Annotated in this window: 26 protein-coding genes; 13 read left to right on the forward strand and 13 right to left on the reverse strand. The window is 62.4% G+C overall.

The window, feature by feature from the left end:
• The first annotated feature begins 39 nt into the window (after positions 1-39).
• Genes purS through NKJ91_RS25805 form a run of 5 tightly spaced genes read left to right on the forward strand, consistent with a single transcriptional unit; the run spans position 40 to position 2,714 of the window.
• The gene (purS, locus tag NKJ91_RS25785; RefSeq protein WP_023674724.1) at positions 40-282 is read left to right on the forward strand and encodes a phosphoribosylformylglycinamidine synthase subunit PurS; all 243 of its coding nucleotides are present in this window, start codon (positions 40-42) and stop codon (positions 280-282) included.
• Between the two features lies 1 nt (position 283).
• Entirely contained in the window at positions 284-952 is a 669-nt protein-coding gene (purQ, locus tag NKJ91_RS25790) for a phosphoribosylformylglycinamidine synthase subunit PurQ (protein WP_023674723.1), read from the forward strand.
• Positions 953-983: 31 nt separating this feature from the next.
• Positions 984-1,649 (forward strand): glutathione S-transferase family protein, encoded by a 666-nt coding sequence (locus NKJ91_RS25795; protein WP_352457780.1) that lies wholly within the window; start codon positions 984-986, stop codon positions 1,647-1,649.
• Positions 1,650-1,651: 2 nt separating this feature from the next.
• Positions 1,652-2,062 carry a hypothetical protein gene (locus tag NKJ91_RS25800; protein WP_352457781.1) on the forward strand — a complete coding sequence of 137 codons (411 nt, stop codon included), beginning with the start codon at positions 1,652-1,654 and terminating at the stop codon, positions 2,060-2,062.
• 4 nt (positions 2,063-2,066) lie between these two features.
• Positions 2,067-2,714, forward strand: a complete 648-nt coding sequence (locus NKJ91_RS25805; protein ID WP_352457782.1) for a Pr6Pr family membrane protein — start codon at positions 2,067-2,069, stop codon at positions 2,712-2,714.
• 22 nt (positions 2,715-2,736) lie between these two features.
• Here the strand turns inward: NKJ91_RS25805 and NKJ91_RS25810 are convergent, their stop codons facing one another.
• From NKJ91_RS25810 to NKJ91_RS25820, 3 genes are all read right to left on the reverse strand, one after another.
• Positions 2,737-3,039 (reverse strand): hypothetical protein, encoded by a 303-nt coding sequence (locus tag NKJ91_RS25810; RefSeq protein ID WP_352457783.1) that lies wholly within the window; start codon positions 3,037-3,039, stop codon positions 2,737-2,739.
• A 97-nt stretch (positions 3,040-3,136) separates the two neighbouring features.
• On the reverse strand, positions 3,137-3,388 hold the full coding sequence (locus tag NKJ91_RS25815) for a type II toxin-antitoxin system prevent-host-death family antitoxin (protein WP_023674718.1): 252 nt from the start codon (positions 3,386-3,388) through the stop codon (positions 3,137-3,139).
• Positions 3,389-3,603: 215 nt separating this feature from the next.
• The gene (locus tag NKJ91_RS25820) at positions 3,604-3,855 is read right to left on the reverse strand and encodes a DUF1127 domain-containing protein (RefSeq protein ID WP_023674717.1); all 252 of its coding nucleotides are present in this window, start codon (positions 3,853-3,855) and stop codon (positions 3,604-3,606) included.
• A gap of 93 nt (positions 3,856-3,948) precedes the next feature.
• Here NKJ91_RS25820 and NKJ91_RS25825 point away from each other — a divergent pair, with 93 nt between their 5' ends.
• The 3 genes from NKJ91_RS25825 (at position 3,949) to NKJ91_RS25835 (ending at position 8,068) form a co-directional block, all read left to right on the forward strand.
• Positions 3,949-5,361, forward strand: a complete 1,413-nt coding sequence (locus NKJ91_RS25825) for an aminotransferase-like domain-containing protein (RefSeq protein ID WP_352457784.1) — start codon at positions 3,949-3,951, stop codon at positions 5,359-5,361.
• Between the two features lie 149 nt (positions 5,362-5,510).
• A complete protein-coding gene (gene purL / locus NKJ91_RS25830) occupies positions 5,511-7,748 on the forward strand; it encodes a phosphoribosylformylglycinamidine synthase subunit PurL (protein ID WP_352457795.1) in 2,238 nt (745 codons plus the stop codon).
• An 86-nt stretch (positions 7,749-7,834) separates the two neighbouring features.
• Positions 7,835-8,068 (forward strand): BolA/IbaG family iron-sulfur metabolism protein, encoded by a 234-nt coding sequence (locus tag NKJ91_RS25835; RefSeq protein ID WP_023674714.1) that lies wholly within the window; start codon positions 7,835-7,837, stop codon positions 8,066-8,068.
• A gap of 12 nt (positions 8,069-8,080) precedes the next feature.
• On the opposite strand, the gene NKJ91_RS25840 is transcribed toward NKJ91_RS25835, so the two are convergent.
• Together NKJ91_RS25840 and NKJ91_RS25845 are read right to left on the reverse strand one after the other, a co-directional pair.
• Complete coding sequence (locus tag NKJ91_RS25840; RefSeq protein WP_502896715.1) at positions 8,081-8,440, reverse strand: phosphodiester glycosidase family protein; 360 nt, start codon at positions 8,438-8,440, stop codon at positions 8,081-8,083.
• 93 nt (positions 8,441-8,533) lie between these two features.
• The gene (locus NKJ91_RS25845; RefSeq protein WP_352457785.1) at positions 8,534-8,887 is read right to left on the reverse strand and encodes a hypothetical protein; all 354 of its coding nucleotides are present in this window, start codon (positions 8,885-8,887) and stop codon (positions 8,534-8,536) included.
• 163 nt (positions 8,888-9,050) lie between these two features.
• Between NKJ91_RS25845 and grxD the strand changes: the two genes are divergently transcribed.
• Positions 9,051-9,386 (forward strand): Grx4 family monothiol glutaredoxin, encoded by a 336-nt coding sequence (gene grxD / locus NKJ91_RS25850; RefSeq protein WP_023674712.1) that lies wholly within the window; start codon positions 9,051-9,053, stop codon positions 9,384-9,386.
• A 208-nt stretch (positions 9,387-9,594) separates the two neighbouring features.
• Positions 9,595-10,794: a multidrug effflux MFS transporter gene (locus NKJ91_RS25855; protein WP_502896716.1), complete on the forward strand. Its 1,200-nt coding sequence runs from the start codon at positions 9,595-9,597 to the stop codon at positions 10,792-10,794.
• A gap of 18 nt (positions 10,795-10,812) precedes the next feature.
• Here NKJ91_RS25855 and NKJ91_RS25860 read toward each other — a convergent pair whose 3' ends face one another.
• From NKJ91_RS25860 to rpsD, 4 genes are all read right to left on the reverse strand, one after another.
• A complete protein-coding gene (locus NKJ91_RS25860; RefSeq protein ID WP_352457787.1) occupies positions 10,813-11,220 on the reverse strand; it encodes a UCP034077 family protein in 408 nt (135 codons plus the stop codon).
• A 49-nt stretch (positions 11,221-11,269) separates the two neighbouring features.
• The gene (locus tag NKJ91_RS25865) at positions 11,270-12,097 is read right to left on the reverse strand and encodes an inositol monophosphatase family protein (RefSeq protein ID WP_352457788.1); all 828 of its coding nucleotides are present in this window, start codon (positions 12,095-12,097) and stop codon (positions 11,270-11,272) included.
• Positions 12,087-12,968, reverse strand: a complete 882-nt coding sequence (gene ttcA / locus NKJ91_RS25870) for a tRNA 2-thiocytidine(32) synthetase TtcA (RefSeq protein ID WP_352457797.1) — start codon at positions 12,966-12,968, stop codon at positions 12,087-12,089. Before ttcA ends, NKJ91_RS25865 begins: the two co-directional genes overlap by 11 nt.
• Positions 12,969-13,127: 159 nt before the next feature.
• On the reverse strand, positions 13,128-13,745 hold the full coding sequence (gene rpsD, locus NKJ91_RS25875; protein WP_352457789.1) for a 30S ribosomal protein S4: 618 nt from the start codon (positions 13,743-13,745) through the stop codon (positions 13,128-13,130).
• A 380-nt stretch (positions 13,746-14,125) separates the two neighbouring features.
• Between rpsD and NKJ91_RS25880 the strand changes: the two genes are divergently transcribed.
• Positions 14,126-14,338, forward strand: coding sequence for a hypothetical protein (locus tag NKJ91_RS25880; protein ID WP_023674706.1), 213 nt, complete (start codon positions 14,126-14,128; stop codon positions 14,336-14,338).
• A gap of 90 nt (positions 14,339-14,428) precedes the next feature.
• On the opposite strand, the gene NKJ91_RS25885 is transcribed toward NKJ91_RS25880, so the two are convergent.
• From NKJ91_RS25885 to NKJ91_RS25900, 4 genes are all read right to left on the reverse strand, one after another.
• A complete protein-coding gene (locus tag NKJ91_RS25885; protein ID WP_023674705.1) occupies positions 14,429-14,617 on the reverse strand; it encodes a DUF3008 family protein in 189 nt (62 codons plus the stop codon).
• Between the two features lie 76 nt (positions 14,618-14,693).
• Positions 14,694-15,506, reverse strand: coding sequence for a glutamate racemase (murI, locus tag NKJ91_RS25890; RefSeq protein ID WP_352457798.1), 813 nt, complete (start codon positions 15,504-15,506; stop codon positions 14,694-14,696).
• A 134-nt stretch (positions 15,507-15,640) separates the two neighbouring features.
• Positions 15,641-16,021, reverse strand: coding sequence for a hypothetical protein (locus NKJ91_RS25895; RefSeq protein ID WP_352457790.1), 381 nt, complete (start codon positions 16,019-16,021; stop codon positions 15,641-15,643).
• A gap of 345 nt (positions 16,022-16,366) precedes the next feature.
• Positions 16,367-17,233, reverse strand: coding sequence for an RNA methyltransferase (locus NKJ91_RS25900; protein ID WP_352457791.1), 867 nt, complete (start codon positions 17,231-17,233; stop codon positions 16,367-16,369).
• 206 nt (positions 17,234-17,439) lie between these two features.
• Here NKJ91_RS25900 and NKJ91_RS25905 point away from each other — a divergent pair, with 206 nt between their 5' ends.
• Positions 17,440-18,651: an NADP-dependent isocitrate dehydrogenase gene (locus tag NKJ91_RS25905; protein WP_352457792.1), complete on the forward strand. Its 1,212-nt coding sequence runs from the start codon at positions 17,440-17,442 to the stop codon at positions 18,649-18,651.
• Between the two features lie 11 nt (positions 18,652-18,662).
• Positions 18,663-19,289 carry a glutathione S-transferase family protein gene (locus NKJ91_RS25910; protein WP_352457793.1) on the forward strand — a complete coding sequence of 209 codons (627 nt, stop codon included), beginning with the start codon at positions 18,663-18,665 and terminating at the stop codon, positions 19,287-19,289.
• The last annotated feature ends 254 nt before the right edge of the window (positions 19,290-19,543 follow it).

Here is a 19,543-nt window from a genome sequence, read left to right on the forward strand (position 1 = left end):
GGCTTGCCCGCTCAACAGGTGAACAGGAGCATGTCCAGCGTGATCAAGGCCCGCATTACCGTAACCCTCAAGAACGGCGTGCTAGACCCACAAGGCAAGGCAATCGAGCACGCGCTGTCCGGAATGGGTTTCGGCGGCGTCGGCCAGGTGCGGCAAGGCAAGGTTTTCGACGTCGAATTGGCCGAGAGCGACAGCGCCAAGGCCGAGGCCGATCTGAAAGCCATGTGCGACAAGCTTCTGGCGAATACAGTGATTGAGAATTACGCGGTGGAGATCGCCTGAGGTGAAATCAGCCGTCGTCCTGCTCCCAGGCCTCAATCGCGACCGCGACATGATCGCGGCGCTGACCAAGATTTCCGGCACGCCGCCGGTCACCGTCTGGCAGACCGACACCGAAATTCCCGATGTCGACCTGATCGCCATTCCCGGCGGCTTTTCGTTCGGCGATTATCTGCGCTGCGGCGCCATTGCCGCGCGCATGCCAGTAATGCGGGCTGTGGCCGAAAAGGCGGCCAAGGGCGTCACGGTCATCGGCGTCTGCAACGGCTTCCAAATCCTGGTCGAGGCCGGCTTGCTGCCGGGCGCATTGATGCGCAATACCTCGCTGAAATTCGTCTGCCGTCAGGTGAAGCTGCAGATCGCCAATGCCAACACGATGTTCACCCGCCGCTACCAGCCGGGCCAGATCATCCGGGCGCCGGTGGCGCACCATGACGGCAATTATTTTGCCGATGCCGAAACGCTGGCCCGCCTCGAAGGCGAAGGCCAGGTGGTGTTCCGCTATGCCGAAGGCACCAATCCCAACGGCTCGATCAACGACATTGCCGGCATCGTCAACGGCCGCGGCAACGTGCTCGGCCTGATGCCGCATCCCGAGAACCTGATCGAAGCGGCGCATGGCGGCAGCGACGGCCGGGCGCTGTTCGAAAGCGCGCTGGGCATCGCTGCTTGATGCCTTCAATTTTCCTCCTGGAGCCACGGTCATGAAACTCTATTCGCGGCCGTTGTCGCCCTATTCGTCGATCGTGCGGGCGTTGGCCTACATCAAGAACGTGCCGCTCAAGCTCATTGCACCGCCGCCGGGGTTTCCCATCCCGGAGGCGTTTCGTGCCATCTCGCCGTTGAACCGGATTCCGGTGCTGATCACCGGCTCCGGCGAAACGATCGTCGAATCGGTGGTCATCGCCGAATATCTGGAGGAGCGCTTTCCCGAGCCGGCGCTGCTGCCGAGGGACTCGAAGGACCGGGCGCTGGTGCGCATGTTCGCCCGCATCACCGACCTCGACGTACTCGCCCCGACGATGAAGCTGTTCGAGCTCCATTTCGTGCCGCAGCGCAACGAGGCGGAGATCAAGGCACAGTTCGCCCGATTGCATCACGGGCTTGCGGCAATCGAGGCCCGCATGGCGCATGGCCCGTTCGCGCTCGGCGACGACATCTCCTTTGCCGATGCGTGGTTGACGCCGACCCGCTTCGTCTTCAACAATTTCAGGACAACGATGGGCCGCCCCGATTTGCTTGACGCCTATCCGAAATTCGATGCCTACGAGCAAATAGCCTTGCAGCATCCGGCGCTGTCGCGCGTCTGGGGTGAGATGACAGACGGTCTGAAGATCTTTCTGTCCGAACTCGAGATGGGCGCCGCTTGAACATGAGACCGACGACCACGCGCCTCGCCGTCGCTACTGCCGCCGGGCTTGTACTCGCCTCCTGCCAGTCAGGCCCGAAGAGCGCGCCGGCGCCGGCGGGCAAGAGTGCGTCACTGCTTGCCATGGAGCAGGTGGCAATAGCTGCCCACAAATGCTGGATCGCCAGCAAGGACCCTGCCTTCAAATCTTACCAGATGGCCAACGAGCTGAATTCGTTCAGCGGCACGCCGCGCTTCCTGCTGGTGCCGGCCAAACATTATGGTGGAAAGCCGTTGCTGGTCGTGCAGGCGCAAGGCAATTCGAGCCGCGTCGACGTGTTCGGCCCATTGATGGCGGAACCGCTCGGCGCCCGCATCGGCTCGGACATTGCCCGCTGGCAGGCGGGCAATCCGGCCTGCGGCGCTGCTGCCTAGCCCAATGGGTCGCGTGCTGCAGATCACCGGTCTGGTCGTCGGCCTGGCCGGGCTCGTCCTGCAGCTCTGCATCACCGTCCCGGCATCAATGGAAGCCGGCCGCGGCTTTGCCGGCTCGCTGGTCTTCTATTTCAGCTTCTTCACCATCCTGACCAACATCGGCGCGGTGCTCGTCCATGCCTCGTTGCTGTCGTCGACGGGTTATGCCTGGTTTCCGGCCTTTTCCGCGCCACGGATGCGGGCGGGCGTAGCCGTCGCCATAACGCTGGTCCTCATCGTTTATGCAACGGTCCTGGCGCAGCTTTGGCAGCCGCAAGGGCTGTTCCTGCTCTGCGATGTGCTCCTGCACTATGTGACGCCGGTGTTGTTCGTGCTGTGGTGGCTTGTGGCAGGCGCCGACGGCTCGACGCGGTGGCGCGACATCTCCTGGTGGATGATCTATCCGATCGCCTATCTGGCCTACGCGCTGCTGCGGGCGCCGATTGCCGGTGAAGTGCCCTACCCGTTCCTCGATCTCGCCAAGAACGGCGCGACCAGCGTCGCCGTCTCGGCTCTGGCCATCACCGGGCTCTTTCTGATGCTGTGCATCGTGGCGGTGCTTGTGGACCACGGTGTCACGCGGATCAGGGCGGCGGGCGTTCATCCGCGATGATGCTCTCCCGCCGCGGCAGCCTTTAGCGTCTTGGCACGGTTCGCGCGGCGCCTGCACGGATCGCCGCAGCAGCTTCGCCAGCGATCCGTGACATGAACTTGCGCGTGAATTGGCCGAGCGGCTTGGTATCTTCGAGCGCCCAGCTCGTCGCGAGATCATCGGTGTTGAATTCGTCGACGATAACCCAGGCTGGGGTAAAGAGGGTGGCGCGGCGGGCCTCGGTCTCAGGAATCTCAACATGGTGCGCGCCAGGTCGTGGCGGCTGGCTCGTGATTGGAAAGAGCAGGGCCTGCTTGCGGCCATTCTTGCCGGCAACGATCAGCATAACGCAAGTCGGCCGCGCCTTGCGTCCGCTTTCCTCGCCCCGGTCATATTCCCTTGCCCACAAATAGGAATAGAGAATGATCTGTCCGTGGCCGGGTTCAGTCATCCCGAACATCATCTCGCGCGACTGCGTCGAGGCCGGTTAGAAGCCTGTCGCGTTCCTCGGCCGACAGATCCTCGACGCGGTGTGCCCGTTGCGCGCTGCGACTGGTGATGCGGTCGAACTGCTCTGCCGTCAGGAGAACGAACTTGCGCTTGCCGCGCTTGGTGATGTCAACAGGGCCGCGGAACGCGGCCTCAACAACCTCGCCGGATTTGTTGCCGAGATCTGTGAGGGTGAAACTTGCCACGGTCATCTCCTTCGTTATCCCCAAAATAAGGGAATTAGCTGTTTTCAGCAATACCGCTATTCACTGGAGACGTCGCGAGCGAATGCTGTGAGGGCACGAAGGAGGATGGTATCTCAGTGATGAAGAAGATCTCGTTGGTTCCGATGTCGATATTGACGCTCTCGTCTAACCGCCGATATGCCACGCGACGTTCGAGACGGAGCATCCGGCTGCTCTCAGTCCCAAAACGCCCTCAGCCCCTCACGATGGGCATCGCAACGCGAGATACCGATGTCCTTGAGCTGGTCGTCAGTCATCTCGAGCAGGACCAGCCGGCTGCGCCGGCGATCCATTAACCCGTCGATCCACCTCGCGAAGGATCTGAGCGTACGCACCAGCCGACTGACATAGGTTGGCCTGCCCGGCGGGCGCGCCACCTGCACCTGCAATTCAACTGCCGCGTAGCGGATTGTCTCTATTGTACCCATTTTCTTTCTGCCAAGATTGCAATTGTGCCCTTTTGTACAGCCCGCTTCATATGTATTGACTCTCATTTCGGTGCAATGTAAAAAATTGTCACCATGACAACTTGGCTTCCAGACCTTACAGCCGGCACTGGCCCGCTCTATCAGCGGCTTGCCGATTCCATCGAGACGGACATCGACCGCGGCCTGATCGGTGCAGGGGCAAAGCTGCCGCCGCAGCGCGATCTGGCATACGACATCGGCACGACTGTCGGCACGGTCGGCAGGGCCTATCAATTGCTGCGCGAGCGGGGATTGGTCAGCGGCGAGGTCGGCCGCGGAACCTATGTTATCGCTCAACAGTCGGAGAGCGCAAAGCCGGATTTCCTGGGGCCGGTCGAACAAGGCACGCGCTATATGGATGCGCCCGGCGACAAACTGCGCTTCGATAGCACGGCCGCACCGGATGTCGGCCAGGGTGCCATCGTCGCTGACGTGTTGACACGCACGGCGCAAGACCATCCGCATGAGATTTCAAGCTATACTCGTGATTTCCCGGACCGCTGGTTCGAAGCGGGCAGGCGCTGGCTGTCGCGAAATTCCTATCGCCCGGCGGCGGATGCAATCGTTCCCACGCTCGGCACCCACGCCGCAGTGATGGCAACCATTGCGGGGCTCACCGCCCCCGGCGACTATGTCGTCTTCGAGCACCTCACCTATTCGCAGATCTCGCGCAGTGCCGGCCTGATCGGTCGCCGGACCGCACTGGTGGCGACTGACGACGAGGGCATCGATCCCCAGGATTTCGAGCGCGTCTGCGCACAAAAGCACCCGAAGATGATGTTTTTGATGCCGACGGCCAAGAACCCGACGCTGACAACGCTGTCGGCATCGCGCCGCGAGGCAATCGCGCATGTCGCCCGTCAATATAACGTCGTCCTGATCGAGGACGATCTCTATGGCGGACTGACCGATGACCCAACGCCTTTAATGGCCGAATATGCTCCCGAACGGACCATCGTTGCCGGCGGCCTGTCGAAATCGGTTGCGGCGGGTGTTCGCGGCGGCTGGCTCGCTTGCCCGCCGGCCTATCGTCACCGCATCCGGGTTGCCCACAAGATGATGACGGGCGGCCTGCCCTTTCTGCTGGCGGAGGTGGGCAGCCGGCTGGTGCTGTCCGGTCAGGCCGCTGAGATGCGCAAACGCAGCATTGCCGAGATCGGTGCACGCATCGCGATCGTACGCGAGACACTCGACGGCTTCGAGTTCAAGGCGCTGGATAATGTGCCGTTCGTCTGGCTCACCTTGCCCGACCCATGGCTTTCCGGCACTTTCAAGCAGGCTTGCCTCGAACATGGCGTGCTCATCGACGACGAGGACGAGTTCAAGGCGGGACGTTCCGAACAGGCTTTTCACGGCGTGCGGTTTGGCATCTCGCAGCCGCGACAGCGGGACGATATTGCGCACGGCGTCGCAGTGATCCGGCGGCTTCTGGACGAAGGCCGCGCCGGCTACGACAGCTTTTCCTGAACCGGCTTGAAACCGGCGGGTCGAGTGGCGATCTCTCGCTACTTGCGGCCAGTTGTTGCTTTCCGTCGTTTTAGTCATCCGACGGGGTGTATCGGCTGCAAAGCTTGCGATAAGACGGGACTCGATCCCAAGGACATAAATTGCCGATCATGACCATTTCCAATTCCGTGCCGATCACTCCGGAACTCATTGCCGCGCACGGGCTGAAGCCCGACGAGTACCAGCGCATCCTCGACCTCGTCGGGCGCGAACCGAGCTTTACCGAACTCGGTATTTTTTCGGCGATGTGGAACGAGCATTGTTCCTACAAATCCTCGAAGAAGTGGCTGCGCACGCTGCCGACCACCGGGCCGCAAGTCATCCAGGGCCCGGGCGAGAATGCCGGCGTGGTCGATATCGGCGACGGCGACTGCGTCGTCTTCAAGATGGAGAGCCACAACCACCCCTCCTACATCGAGCCCTATCAGGGTGCCGCGACCGGCGTCGGCGGCATCCTGCGCGATGTCTTCACCATGGGCGCGCGACCGATCGCGGCGATGAACGCGCTGCGCTTCGGCGCGCCGGACCACCCCAAAACCAGGCATCTGGTTGCCGGCGTCGTTTCCGGCGTCGGCGGCTACGGCAATTCCTTCGGCGTGCCGACGGTCGGCGGCGAGGTCAATTTCGACGCCCGCTACAACGGCAATATCCTGGTCAATGCGTTTGCCGCGGGCCTCGCGAAGACGGACGCAATCTTTCTGTCCGAGGCCAAGGGCGTCGGCCTGCCGGTCGTCTATCTCGGCGCCAAGACCGGGCGCGACGGCGTCGGCGGCGCCACCATGGCCTCGGCAGAGTTCGACGACAAGATCGACGAGAAGCGGCCCACGGTCCAGGTTGGCGATCCCTTCACCGAAAAATGCCTGCTCGAAGCCTGCCTCGAACTGATGGCGTCCGGCGCCGTTATCGCCATCCAGGACATGGGTGCCGCTGGCCTCACCTGCTCGGCGGTCGAGATGGGCGCCAAGGGCGACCTCGGCATCGAGCTCGACCTCGACAAGGTGCCGGTGCGCGAAGAGCGCATGAGCGCCTATGAGATGATGCTGTCGGAGAGCCAGGAGCGCATGCTGATGGTGCTGCGCCCCGAAAAGGAAAAACAGGCCGAGGCGATCTTCCACAAATGGGGCCTCGACTTTGCCATCGTCGGCAAGACCACCGACGATCTGCGCTTTCGCGTGCTGCATCAGGGCGACGAGGTTGCCAATCTGCCGATCAAGGATCTCGGCGACCAGGCGCCGGAATATGACCGTCCCTGGGTCGAGCCGAAGAAGCCGGCGCCGCTGGCCGGCGATGCACCGCGAACCGATGTGGCCGACGCACTGCTCAAGCTGCTGGGCGGACCGGACCTTTCCTCGCGCCGCTGGGTGTGGGAGCAGTACGACACGCTGATCCAGGGCAATTCCCTGCAGCTTCCCGGCGGCGACGCCGGTGTCGTGCGCGTCGACGGTCATCCGACCAAGGCGCTCGCCTTCTCCTCCGACGTGACGCCGCGCTATTGCGAGGCCGACCCTTACGAGGGCGGCAAGCAGGCGGTTGCCGAATGCTGGCGCAATCTTACCGCCACCGGCGCTCTGCCGCTCGCGGCCACCGACAATCTCAATTTCGGCAATCCGGAACGGCCCGAGATCATGGGCCAGCTGGTTGGTGCTGTGAAAGGCATCGGCGATGCCTGCCGGGCGCTTGGCTTTCCGATCGTCTCCGGCAACGTCTCCCTCTATAATGAGACCAACGGACAGGGCATCCTGCCGACACCAACCATCGGCGGCGTCGGTCTGATTGCCGACTGGTCGAAAATGGTGCGCATCGGCTTTGCCGCCGAAGACCAGATGATCGTGCTGGTCGGCGCGCCGACGATATGGGGCTCGCATCTTGGCCAGTCGGTCTATATGCGCGACATCTTTGGCCGCGCCGACGGCCCGCCGCCGCCGGTCGATCTCGGCCACGAGAAGCGGGTCGGCGACCATGTGCGGGCACTGATCGCCTCCGGTGTTGTTACCGCGGCGCATGACGTTTCCGATGGCGGCATCGCGGTGGCGCTGGCCGAGATGGCGATGGCCTCCGGCATCGGCGCGACCATTCCCGGCCTGATCGGTGCAGATCCGATCCCGATCTGGTTCGGCGAGGACCAGGGCCGTTATCTGCTGACGCTGTCGATCGACCCGCAGAGCGAGCAATGGGACGCCATTCGCGAACAGCAAAACAAGCTCGGCGTTTTTGCGCCGTGGATCGGCTCGACCGGCGGCAGCGAACTGAAGCTGGGCGAGGCGCGTGCGATACCGGTCAGCGAATTGACCGCCGCCCACGAATCCTGGTTCCCTCGCTTCATGGCAAATGAGGTCGTGGACCCGTGATGTGATCGAGTGGGCCCCTTTCCCTGTGGTTCATCCGCCATTTCGACCATATCTATGAGATCACGACCTGAACAAGGAATCCTCACATGGCAATGGACGCCCACGACATCGAACGGCTGATCAAGGAAGGCATTCCGGACGCCAAGGTGACGATTCGCGACCTGGCCGGCGACGGCGACCATTATGCGGCTGAGGTTGTGGCCGAAAGCTTTCGCGGCAAAAGCCGCGTCCAGCAGCACCAGATGGTCTATGACGCGCTGAAGGGCAACATGGGCGGCGTACTGCACGCGCTTGCCCTGCAGACCAGCGTGCCGGACTGAGCTCTCTTGCAGTTACCGGCTCGCAAGCTTCTTACCGGTCACGGCAATGATCGGCCCCGCCGGATACTTTCCACCCACAATCATCCGCTCGCCGTTCGACAGCGCCGAAACGACCCCGTCGAAGAAAAGCGCGTTGGGACAATCGAGCGCATCCCGGAATAGCCGTGCGAAGCTGCCGAGGCTGACTTCAGAGCGTGAGATCGCCAGCACGACCGTATTTTCGTCACGCACGCCGACGCCATTGCGGATATAGCGTGATGTGCCGTTCTGCTCGAAGCGGGGATGAAGCCGGCCGTCTATCACCAGCATCGGGCCGGATTGCGTGGCAAACATCACGTCCAGTCTGGTCGCAGCATAGGCGCTTGTCTCCATGACCGCCGCCTTGCCGTCCTTGCGGACCAGGAATACGCCATTCGGTTTCAGGAAGAAATTGCCTCCGCTGCCGGCGACGTTGATCGGCGCCTTCTACCGGCCGTCTTCGACGAGAAGGCCGACTGGGGTCAGGTCTTGGTGATACATGCCGGCGTTCATGGCGAGCAGCACCGTCCGGCCCTGATCCGCCATCGCCTTGTCGAATTTGTCCAGTGAACCGAAAGCCTTGCCGTCGGGGCCTGTGTGGAACACACCGACGTCATAGCGGCGCAGATCGATTTCGCAGACGACATAGGCGACCGCCTCGAAGCTCGTATCGCGGCACGGCGCCGGTAATTCACCGCCGACGACGAGAGATGGCTGTCTCGGCGACCTGGCCCACCAGATCAAGGACAGTGCGGCGAACAGAACGGCGAGGAGGAACCCGGCGAGATATCGTCTTTTCATCGCGCCTCGGGAAAGATGGTGGCCAACGCTCTTGGCCCAAGATCAGACGTTCCTTTGCGCCATTTGCGTGGCAAGGCGGCAAACATCTTGTTTCGCGCAACCCATGGGTTTATTTGAAGGGTAATGTTCGAGCCTGACTCCCACAGGCATGAAAGGGTATTCCATGAGCGGCATCAACGACTACATCGACAATGAAGTGAAGGGCAACGACGTCGTTCTCTTCATGAAGGGCACGCCCGGCTTCCCGCAATGCGGATTTTCCGGCCAGGTCGTGCAGATCCTCGACTATATCGGCGCCGACTATAAGGGCGTCGACGTGCTGACGTCGGCCGAACTGCGGCAAGGCATCAAGGATTATTCCAACTGGCCGACCATCCCGCAGCTCTACGTCAAGGGCGAGTTCGTCGGCGGCTGCGACATCATCCGCGAGATGTTCCAGGCGGGCGAATTGCAGACCTTCCTCGTCGAAAAGGGCGTCAGCGTCAAAGGCGCCGCCTGACTTCTGTTTCTGCGTATGACCTTCCGCCTGCGATTTTCGGGGGTCATGCGCTAAGCGCCGGGGCAGCCCCCACCTTGGCAAAAAAGTTCTGCCCGCTACCGGGCAATCAACGAATGGATGCGTCGGCCAGCCGGCGCATTTTCGTTTGAGGATCGGACTGGCCGTGGATCAGCAAGCACAAGCGCAGCAAAAGGCAAGCACCTTGCCTATTCCGCGCTGGGAATTCATTGCGCTGTGCGCGGCGCTGATGGCGCTCAATTCGCTGGCCATCGACATTATTTTGCCGGCGCTGCAGCAGATCGGCGCTTCGCTTGGCATCGAAAATGAAAACCACCGGCAATATGTGGTCACCGCCTATATCCTTGGCTTTGGCGGCGGACAGCTGTTCTTCGGGCCGATCTCGGACCGCTTCGGGCGCCGCGCGCCGCTTGTCGCAGGGCTGGTGATCTACGTCCTGGCGGCCGGCGCTGCGGCAATCGCCCCGTCATTCACCACGCTTCTGCTATGCCGGGCCGTGCAAGGCATCGGCGCGGCGGCGACGCGCGTCATTGCCGTCTCGATCGTGCGCGATACGTTCGACGGAAGGCGCATGGCCGAAGTCATGTCCTTGATCTTCATGGTGTTCATGGCCATTCCGGTGGTGGCGCCCGGTATCGGCCAGTTCATCATGCTGTTTGCGACCTGGCATGTGATCTTCGTCACCATGGCAGCCGGCGCGCTGATCGTGTCCGCCTGGTCGCTGCTGCGCCTGCCCGAGACACTACACCCCGAATATCGCCGGCCGCTGACGCTGTCCTCCATCATCGGTGGCTTCCGCATCGTTCTCACCAACCGCATCGCGCTCTGTTATGCCTTCGCCAGCACCTTCATCTTCGGCGCCATGTTCGGCTTCATCGCCTCGGCCCAGCAGATCTATGTCAGCGTGTTCAATGTCGGCGAGATGTTCCCGGTCATCTTCGCGGGGGTTGCCGGCGTGCTTGCTTTTTCGAACTACCTCAACTCGCGCCTCGTCGGCCGCATCGGCATGCGCCGTCTGTCGCAAAGCGCGCTGCTGCTGTTTCTGGCCATCAGCCTTGCCTGGCTGGTCGTTTCCATCGAAATGAAGATGCCGCTCTGGCTCTTCATTACCTTCTTTGCCTGCGCCATGGTCCCCTTCGGCGCGCTGGGCGCGAACTTCAACGCGCTCGCCATGGAGCCACTGGGGCACCTGGCCGGCACTGCGTCGTCGATCCTCGGGTTCATGCAGACATTTCTTGGTGGCATTCTCGGCACGCTGATCGGCCAAGCCTTCAACGGCACGGTGACGCCGCTGGCCGCCGGGTTCTGCAGCGTGTCGGTGGCGGCGCTGCTGATGATCCTGCTGGCCGAGCGCGGCAGACTGTTCCAGCCGCATAACCCGCCGGTTTAATGCCCATTGCGCGTGCGCCTAGGATGCACCCTCACTGACCGCGGTGAAGCGAGGGAACAGCGTACGTCCTGCGATTGCTCCACCCATACTGTCCGAAACGGGCAGTGGAAGAGCCTTGTCGAGCGCCTCGAGGACGGAAGCCACGAAGGCCCGGTTGAGCGGACCATCGTCCCCTAGATGTGAGTAGGTGACGCGCGGCTTGCCGATAAGCGTGCCGTTTCGGCGAATTGAGAACTGCAGCGTCAGGGTCATGCCCGCGCTTCCGCGCGGCGGCTTCCAACAGGCGAAGATCGCGGAGAACATCTCGTCTATGGTGTCGACGGAGTCGGGACTGCGACATGCGCGTTCCCCAGCTCTTGCTTCATTGACACCGGCAACCAAGGCAAGGGCAAAGGCCGTTGCAACAATTGCGGACCGAGGTTTCATTCGAGATCTCCGGTTTCGCACAAGATTGGACAACTTTGGCAGCGAAGAGTTATTCCGCCCAGAGCTCGCGGCGCAGCTCCCGCCAGCTCTCCCGGTCCGGCGCGACCAGCAGGCCACCTCCGACATGCGACGGCAGATAGGCGCTGCCGTCGAAGCGCGCGGCATGGCCGCCCGCCTCCGCATGGATCAGCACGCCGGCCAGGTGGTCCCAAGGCATCAGCTTGTTGTAGACGACGAAATGGCCGTGGCCGCTGGCCAGCAGGCGGTATTCGTGGGCGGCGCAGCGATAGTTGAACTGCGACAGCGACTTGGTCTGGTTGCGCGCCAAACGTGAGCGGTCCGGCTCGGGCACATAGTGCCATGAGACCGCACCGGTCATTTCCGACATCGGCGCCGGTTTGGCGACATGGACCTTTTCCAGATTGCTATGGGCATGGCGGATATGGCTGCCGGCGCCACTAACGCCGATCAGCCAATCCTTGCCGACGGGATCGTGAATGATGCCGGCGACCGTCTCGCCCTTGATCACGACGCCAAGCATGACGCCGAACAGCGGCACGCCGGAGGCGAAGTTGAAGGTGCCGTCGACCGGGTCGATGACGAAGGCGAGTTCGGCATCGCCGAGACCGTCGAGCAGCGTCGGGTCGTCGGAGCAGGCCTCCTCGCCGACGATCATTGCGTGGGGATAACGCTGGCGCAGCCTGGCGGTGATGAGCCGTTCGGCATTGACGTCGGCCTCGGTGACGAGATCGGCGGCCGAGGTCTTGCGACGGACGTCGCCCTCGCTCAACCGGCGAAAGCGTGGCATGATCTCGGCGACGGCGGCTTCCGACAGAAGGTCGGCAAGCCAGTCGATCGCGCTATCGTCAAATGTCATCGGGACGCCTGGTGGTGAGGGTTTCGTTGAGGGCGGCGAAATCGAACAGCTTCCTGTCGAGCAGATGCGAACGCCGCACATTGGTCATGGCGTGGATCATCGTGTCCTTGCGGCCGGGCATGCGCTTCTCGATGTCGTCGAGCATCGCCTTCATGGCGTTGCGCTGCAGGCCTTCCTGGCTACCGCACAGATCGCACGGAATGATCGGGAATTTCATGGCGCCGGCGAATTTCTCGAGATCGGCTTCCGCACAATAGGCGAGCGGCCGCAGCACCATGACATCGCCTTCGTCATTGAGCAGCTTCGGCGGCATGGCGGCCAGGCGCCCGCCATGGAACAGGTTCATGAAGAAGGTTTCCAGTATGTCCTCGCGGTGGTGGCCGAGCACCAGCGCCGAGCAGCCCTCCTCGCGGGCAATGCGATAGAGATGGCCGCGCCGTAGCCGCGAGCACAGCGAGCAATAGGTGCTGCCCTCGGCCAGCTTGTCGGTGACCACCGAATAGGTGTCCTGATATTCGATGCGATGCGGAATGGCATATCTATCGAGATAATCGGGCAATATGTGCTTGGGAAAGTTCGGCTGGCCCTGGTCGAGATTGCAGGCTAACAGCTCGACCGGCAGCAGCCCGCGCCATTTGAGATCGAGCAGAACGGCAAGCAGGCCGTAGGAATCCTTGCCGCCCGACAGAGCGACCAGCCAACGGTCGCCGGGCCTCACCATGGAGAAATCGTCGATCGCCTGGCGGGCAAGCCGCAACAGCCGTTTGCGCAGCTTGTTGAACTCGACGGAGGACGGCACATCGGCAAACAGAGGATGAAAGCCGCCTTCGGCGTCGGCGACCGGTTCGAGCGTTTCGGCGTCTGGCTGCATGTTCACGGCGCGTCGGCCCCAAGATCCTGTTGCCGCCCGCAGTAGCGCATCGGACCGAAAATCGAAATCGATTTCGGAATCACGCCGCGGAAAAGGAACGAAAAAAGAAAAGGCCGCCTCGACGGGCGGCCTTCGATTGTATCGCGACGAACGCGACGATCAGCGCGAATAGAATTCGACGACCAAGTTCGGTTCCATCTGCACGGCAAACGGAACGTCCGCCAGGCCGGGGATGCGCGTGAAGGCCGCGGTCATCTTGTTGTGATCGGCTTCAATATAATCGGGCACGTCGCGCTCGGCCAGGCCCACCGATTCCAGCACGATGACCAGCTGCTTCGACTTCTCGCGCACTTCGACGACGTCGCCCGGCTTGCAGCGGTACGAGCCGATGTTGACGCGCTTGCCGTTGACGTTGACGTGGCCGTGATTGACGAACTGGCGCGCCGCAAAGATGGTCGGCACGAACTTGGCGCGGTAGACGACCGCGTCGAGGCGCGATTCGAGCAGGCCGATCAGGTTCTCCGAGGTGTCGCCCTTGCGGCGGTCCGCCTCTTCATAGACCTTGCGGAACTGCTTTTCCGAAACGTCGCCATAGTGGCCCTTTAGCTTCTGCTTGGCGCGCAGCTGCAGGCCGAAATCGGAAAGCTTGCCCTTGCGGCGCTGGCCATGCTGGCCGGGGCCGTATTCACGCTTGTTGACCGGGGACTTCGGGCGGCCCCAGATGTTTTCGCCAAGACGGCGGTCGATCTTGTACTTCGCGGATTCGCGCTTGCTCATCGCATTCCCTTTCAAAACAACATACCCGGAACCTCATGGTCCGGGTGAAGGAAACGCGCCCTCCTCTGGCCTCCGTTTTCGAGACCTGACAGGGTTTTCCACGCAACGCGACGGAAAACCCACGGGACACGTCATTTCAAACAAGACATAGGGAAAGTAAAACCGGCTTCCCAAACGTCTTGCACACATAAAGAAAACCACCGGGCATTGCGGCCCGGTGTTGGTGGGCTGGTTAAACGGAGATTTAACCGCTGTCAAGCTTCTGGCTGGCGCGAATCGCCGAACCGGATAGTGTTACGGTTGTAGAACGTGCCGGATGTGGCGGGAGGTTGCGCCAGCGGCATCAGGAAGGGACTGAAGTCAGAGGAGCTGGAATTCGCATGAAGAAGTTCTTCCTTACGTTGGTAGGAGCCGCGGTGATGGCCGGCACGATGGCGGTCGCGCCCGAGCCGGCGCAGGCCCGGCATTGGCATGGGCACAGGCATCACCAGGTCTGCCGCATCGTGGTCAAGAAGAAGGTGGTGTGGCGCCACGGTCATCGCAAGGTCATCCGCTACAAAGTGCGGCGCTGCGGGTGGGGCTGGAACTGGTAATTTTCGTCCTCGCCCGTTGAGACTTCATGGCCCGCGGCTCAGCCGCGGGCCTTTTATTGACCGGCATCCGCCGTCAGAATGGCCAGTCGATCAGTGTTTCGACTTCTTTTCCGGCAGGCCCTTGCGCTTGGTCTCGGCGAATTCCTCGAGCTGTTTTTCGCTCATGGATTTATACATTCCCTTTGACGCGCCTTTGAGCGCGCCCTTCTTGGTCTCGCCGCGCTTGGCTGACAATGCCGCGCCGGCCGCTTTCTGCTGGGCTTTTGAGGTGGCTGGCATGATGGTTTCTCCCGTTTCCGATGAGAGGAAAACGCATTGTCTGGTGTGATGTTCCCAAAGCGAAAATTGCTTGCGGTCAGGATATCGTCAGGCCAAATCCCTGCATCAGCCGGCGCGTCGGAAAATCGGCGCTGTTCGAGGTGAAGAACGCAAGGTCGGCGCCTTCCGGCAGTGCCTCTCTGCGATAAGCGGCCTCGGTATCGGCAAGCAGCGACAGCGCCCGGCGTGCGATCGCCTCGGCCGGGTCGAGCCAGTCGACCGGCCACGGTGCTGTCTTGCGCATGCGGTTGGCCAAAAACGGATAATGGGTGCAGGCAAGCACGACGATGTCGGTGCGCAGCCCGTCATGCTCGACGAAGCACGGCGCGATCTCTGCGCGCACGGCGTCCTCGTCGACAAAACCGTCGCGCATATAGGCTTCGGCCAATCCCGCCAGCCTGTCGCTGCCGACCAGGCGGACATGGCATTTCTGCGCCCATTTGCTGATCAGATCGCGCGTGTACTGGCGCTTGACGGTGCCGGGCGTCGCCAGCACCGAAACCAGACCTGAGCGCGTGCGTTCCGCCGCCGGCTTGATGGCCGGCACGGTGCCGACGAAAGGATGGCCGGGAAACCTCTCGCGCAAAGCATCGATGACCAGTGTCGAGGCGGTGTTGCAGGCGATGACCGAAATGGCCGGCGAAAACCGGTCGAGCAGCCTGGCGAACAACTCCAGGATATGTGTTCTCAGCGCCGGTTCCTCCCAGGCGCCGAAGGGGAACGCCGCGTCGTCGGCGACATAGATGAAGCGGCGGTCAGGCATCAGCACGCGCGCCTCACGCAGCACGGTGAGGCCGCCAATGCCGGAATCGAACATCAGGATCGGACGGGCGCTTGATGGATCGGTCATCGTCATTGAATTCACTAAGGGCTGGGATCACGTGGGCTCGAAAGAGAGAAGGCGGGCCCATCCTTTGCGTCGGCGATGGCTTTATCTCTGACGCTTCTATCTGGAACCATCATGGCCTTGATGCGGCGAGACGATCACACAAGGCCCCGCTTGCCGAAGCCGCCGGGCCGCGGCCGGCCGTTCGCCGGAGATGCAGGTTGAGATGCAGGGTGGTTCGACGGCACCGGCGCGGCCCGCGTGGCGTAGGCTGGAGCCAGGGCCGTCGCGCCGGCGGCTGACGCTGAATGGAGCGCGGCGGCGCCGCGCAGCGGCCCGGGCGGGTCGAAATCGTCGAAACTCAGGGATGACGCCATATCCGCAGAGCCACCGCCCGCCGGCTTGCCCGCCAAGATGACGGCCCACAGCCCGACAAGAGCTAATCCCAGCAGGTTGAGGCCGGAATGCGAATCTTCGCCGTCGAATTTTACGACAAGAACAGTGCCGGCCTGCAGGATCGCGAACAGGGTCGAGAACACGATATACGACCAAAGGATCCAACTCGACCCTTTGCGCGTCGCGGCTTCGACGCCAGGCGAAATTCGCGCGGAACAGAACGATCACCAGCGAGGTAACGAGAACAGCCGCGGCCAGCCCTTCCCTGGAAGGTCCGGGCCTCGAATTGGCCAAACCCTCGATGCCGATGGTCTCCACGACGCACAGCACAAAGGTCACGATTTCCGCAACCAGCAAGGCCGCGGAATAGAAGAAAAAGCGAAGACGCCCGATATTTGAATTGAACATCGAAAGGATCCATCGTTCGCCGGACAATGGATCACACCAAATAACATTCGGTTACTGGTGAGGTATGGGTCGTTCCGAGGCTAGTCTTTGTCTTTCGCCCTCGCAGCGCGTGCCGCGGCCGCCGGGAGCCGCCTTGGGTCGTCGCCGGGCGATCCGTCGCCGCGCGGCATGGCCGGCGAGAACCTGTCCAGCGATGATATTATGCCGCGCAGCACCTTGAGCTCCGGCTCGGCAAAGCCGGGGCGGGTCAGCACAGCGCGCAAATTGTCGACCATCTTCGGCTTCTTCGCTGCCGGGCGGAAATAGCCGCGCGCCTCCAGTGCACCTTCCAGATACGCAAACAGGCCGTGCAATTCTTCCTTGGCAGCCGGCGGCATTTCGGGGCCGGAGAAGTTGGTCCTGGTCTCGTCTTCCAGGCCGGACTTCATCCATTCATAGGACATCAGCAGGGCAGCCTGGGCGATGTTGAGCGAGGAGAAGGCTGGATCGACGGGGAAGGTGACGATCTCGTCGGCAAGGCCGACCTCGTCATTATAGAGGCCGAAGCGCTCGCGGCCGAACAGGATGCCGGTGCGCTGGCCGGCCCGCTGCCGCGCGCGCAGCGCCCTGCCCGCCTCGACCGGACCGCGCACCGGCTTGAAATTGTCGCGCGCGCGCGCCGTGGTGGCGAAGACGAAGTTCAAATCGGCAATCGCCGAGGCCAGGTCATCGAACACCTTGACGGCATCGATGACGTGGTCGGCGCGGCTTGCGGCGGCACGCGCCTTCTCGCTCGGCCAGCCGTCGCGCGGATTGACGAGCCGCAGCTCGGAAAGGCCGAAATTGGCCATGGCGCGCGCAACCATGCCGATATTCTCGCCGAGCTGCGGCTCGACCAGGATGATCGCCGGTCCGGACGCTGGAGTTCCGGAGGCAAGAGGGTTGTCGGGATCCTGGGTAGCGGCCATGGTTGTCAGTGAACTGCTGTTTGCGGCATTTCGCAGTCCCCTGCCACATTTGGCGGCGAAAATGAAGCTTTCGCAAGGAATGCCGGCACTACGGCGCGGTTCGCCGTTTGCGCGGCCAAAAAGCCTTTGATATACGGGCCGCATCCCAGGGCCGGCAGCCGTGCGGGCAAGGCCGTTCCGTTCCCCAAAAGCGAGGCATTCTTTCCATGGCGAAGATCAAGGTGGCGAACCCGGTCGTCGAACTCGACGGCGACGAGATGACCCGCATCATCTGGCAGTTCATCAAGGACAAGCTGATCCACCCTTATCTCGACCTCAAGCTCGAATATTACGACCTCGGCATCGAGCACCGCGACGCCACCAACGACCAGGTGACCATCGATTCGGCCAATGCCATCAAGAAATACGGCGTCGGCGTGAAATGCGCGACGATCACGCCCGACGAGCAGCGCGTCGAGGAATTCAAGCTGAAGAAGATGTGGAAGTCGCCGAACGGCACCATCCGCAACATCCTCGGCGGCACCATCTTTCGCGAGCCGATCATCATGAAGAACGTGCCGCGGCTGGTGCCCGGCTGGACCAAGCCGATCATCGTCGGCCGCCACGCCTTCGGCGACCAGTACCGCGCCACCGACTTCCGCTTCCCCGGCAAGGGCAAGCTGACGATCAAATTCGTCGGCGAGGACGGCCAGGTGATCGAGCACGACGTGTTCGACGCACCCGGCGCCGGCGTCGCCATGGCCATGTACAATCTCGACGAATCGATCCGCGAATTCGCCCGCGCCTCCCTGAACTACGGCCTGCTGCGCAATTACCCCGTCTACCTCTCGACCAAGAACACCATCCTCAAAGCCTATGACGGCCGCTTCAAGGACATCTTCCAGGAGGTCTACGAGGCGGAGTTCGAAACAGAATTCAAAGCTAAGAAGCTCTGGTACGAGCACCGGCTGATCGACGACATGGTGGCCTCGAGCCTGAAATGGTCGGGTGGCTATGTCTGGGCCTGCAAGAATTATGACGGCGACGTGCAGTCCGACACGGTGGCGCAAGGCTTCGGCTCGCTCGGCCTGATGACCTCGGTGCTGATGACGCCGGACGGCAAGACCGTCGAGGCGGAAGCCGCGCACGGCACCGTCACCCGCCACTATCGCCAGCACCAGAAGGGCGAGGAGACCTCGACCAATTCGATCGCCTCGATCTTTGCCTGGACGCGCGGCCTCGCTCATCGCGCCAAGCTCGACGACAATGCCGAACTGAAGCGCTTTGCCGAGACCCTGGAAAGGGTCTGCATCCAGACGGTCGAGTCCGGCTTCATGACCAAGGACCTGTCGCTGCTGATCGGCCCCGACCAGCCATGGCTTTCGACCACCGGCTTCCTCGACAAGATCGACGAGAATTTGCAGAAGGCGATGGCCTGAGCCCAACCGACATGGGCAAGCCCGTCGTCTACGGCGCGGATTACAGCGTCTATGTGCGCATCGTGCGGCTGGTGCTGGAGGAAAAGGGCGTCGGCTACGAGCTCGTGCCCGTCGACGTCTTTGCCGCGGACGGCATTCCCGGCTGGTATTTCGAGCACCAGCCGTTCGGCCGCATTCCGGCCTTCGAGCATGACGGCTTTCGCCTCTACGAGACCGGCGCGATTGCCCGTTATGTCGACGAAGCCTTTGGCGGCCCGGCGCTGCAACCGGTCGAAGCCCGGCCTCGAGCACGCCTGAACCAGATCACCGGCCTGCTCGACGCCTACGCCTACAGGACCATGGTCTGGGATGTCGCTGTCGAGCGGCTGGAAAAAACGCCGCCCGACGAAGCCGTGATCGCCAACGGGTTGCGGCAGGCGAGAACGGCATTGCAGGCGCTCTCTTCGCTGAAAGCCGAAGGGCCTTGGCTGTTGGGGACGGACCTGACGCTGGCCGACCTGCACGCCGCACCGATCATCGGCTATTTCGTCAAGGTCGCCGAGGGACAAGCCCTGCTGGCCGAGTTTGCCGAGATTCGGGATTGGTATGCGCGCATCACTCAACGCGCGAATTTTGCGAAAACCGAAAAGGCAGGGTGAAACCGCCGCGAGGCGCGGCAACTTCGCACGACCTGGGTTCCTCGCCCCGCTTGCGGGGAGAGGTGGCTCGGCGAAGCCGAGACGGAGAGGGGAAATCGGCGCATTCCTAAAGCGCCTTTTGATTGCGCAGGCCCCCTCTCCGGCCGCTTCGCGGCCACCACAACCCCACTTAGTGGGGGGGGGGCACCCGAGCCCAGACGCGTTATAGGGAAGGTAGATATACGCCTTAAATAATGTGTTAGCACCGCCGGTGG

The organism is Mesorhizobium sp. M0040 (assembly GCF_040323505.1).
Classification (GTDB): Bacteria; Pseudomonadota; Alphaproteobacteria; order Rhizobiales; family Rhizobiaceae; genus Mesorhizobium.

Coding starts and splice junctions, on each gene's coding strand:
- NKJ91_RS25795 (WP_352457780.1), top strand. CDS start 984: ATGAAACTCTATTCGCGGCCGTTGTCGCCCTATTCGTCGATCGTGCGG.
- NKJ91_RS25800 (WP_352457781.1), top strand. CDS start 1,652: ATGAGACCGACGACCACGCGCCTCGCCGTCGCTACTGCCGCCGGGCTT.
- NKJ91_RS25805 (WP_352457782.1), top strand. CDS start 2,067: ATGGGTCGCGTGCTGCAGATCACCGGTCTGGTCGTCGGCCTGGCCGGG.
- NKJ91_RS25810 (WP_352457783.1), bottom strand. CDS start 3,039: ATGCTGATCGTTGCCGGCAAGAATGGCCGCAAGCAGGCCCTGCTCTTT.
- NKJ91_RS25820 (WP_023674717.1), bottom strand. CDS start 3,855: ATGGGTACAATAGAGACAATCCGCTACGCGGCAGTTGAATTGCAGGTG.
- NKJ91_RS25825 (WP_352457784.1), top strand. CDS start 3,949: ATGACAACTTGGCTTCCAGACCTTACAGCCGGCACTGGCCCGCTCTAT.
- purL (WP_352457795.1), top strand. CDS start 5,511: ATGACCATTTCCAATTCCGTGCCGATCACTCCGGAACTCATTGCCGCG.
- NKJ91_RS25835 (WP_023674714.1), top strand. CDS start 7,835: ATGGCAATGGACGCCCACGACATCGAACGGCTGATCAAGGAAGGCATT.
- NKJ91_RS25840 (WP_502896715.1), bottom strand. CDS start 8,440: ATGGAGACAAGCGCCTATGCTGCGACCAGACTGGACGTGATGTTTGCC.
- NKJ91_RS25845 (WP_352457785.1), bottom strand. CDS start 8,887: ATGAAAAGACGATATCTCGCCGGGTTCCTCCTCGCCGTTCTGTTCGCC.
- grxD (WP_023674712.1), top strand. CDS start 9,051: ATGAGCGGCATCAACGACTACATCGACAATGAAGTGAAGGGCAACGAC.
- NKJ91_RS25860 (WP_352457787.1), bottom strand. CDS start 11,220: ATGAAACCTCGGTCCGCAATTGTTGCAACGGCCTTTGCCCTTGCCTTG.
- NKJ91_RS25865 (WP_352457788.1), bottom strand. CDS start 12,097: ATGACATTTGACGATAGCGCGATCGACTGGCTTGCCGACCTTCTGTCG.
- ttcA (WP_352457797.1), bottom strand. CDS start 12,968: ATGCAGCCAGACGCCGAAACGCTCGAACCGGTCGCCGACGCCGAAGGC.
- rpsD (WP_352457789.1), bottom strand. CDS start 13,745: ATGAGCAAGCGCGAATCCGCGAAGTACAAGATCGACCGCCGTCTTGGC.
- NKJ91_RS25880 (WP_023674706.1), top strand. CDS start 14,126: ATGAAGAAGTTCTTCCTTACGTTGGTAGGAGCCGCGGTGATGGCCGGC.
- NKJ91_RS25885 (WP_023674705.1), bottom strand. CDS start 14,617: ATGCCAGCCACCTCAAAAGCCCAGCAGAAAGCGGCCGGCGCGGCATTG.
- murI (WP_352457798.1), bottom strand. CDS start 15,506: ATGACCGATCCATCAAGCGCCCGTCCGATCCTGATGTTCGATTCCGGC.
- NKJ91_RS25900 (WP_352457791.1), bottom strand. CDS start 17,233: ATGGCCGCTACCCAGGATCCCGACAACCCTCTTGCCTCCGGAACTCCA.
- NKJ91_RS25905 (WP_352457792.1), top strand. CDS start 17,440: ATGGCGAAGATCAAGGTGGCGAACCCGGTCGTCGAACTCGACGGCGAC.
- NKJ91_RS25910 (WP_352457793.1), top strand. CDS start 18,663: ATGGGCAAGCCCGTCGTCTACGGCGCGGATTACAGCGTCTATGTGCGC.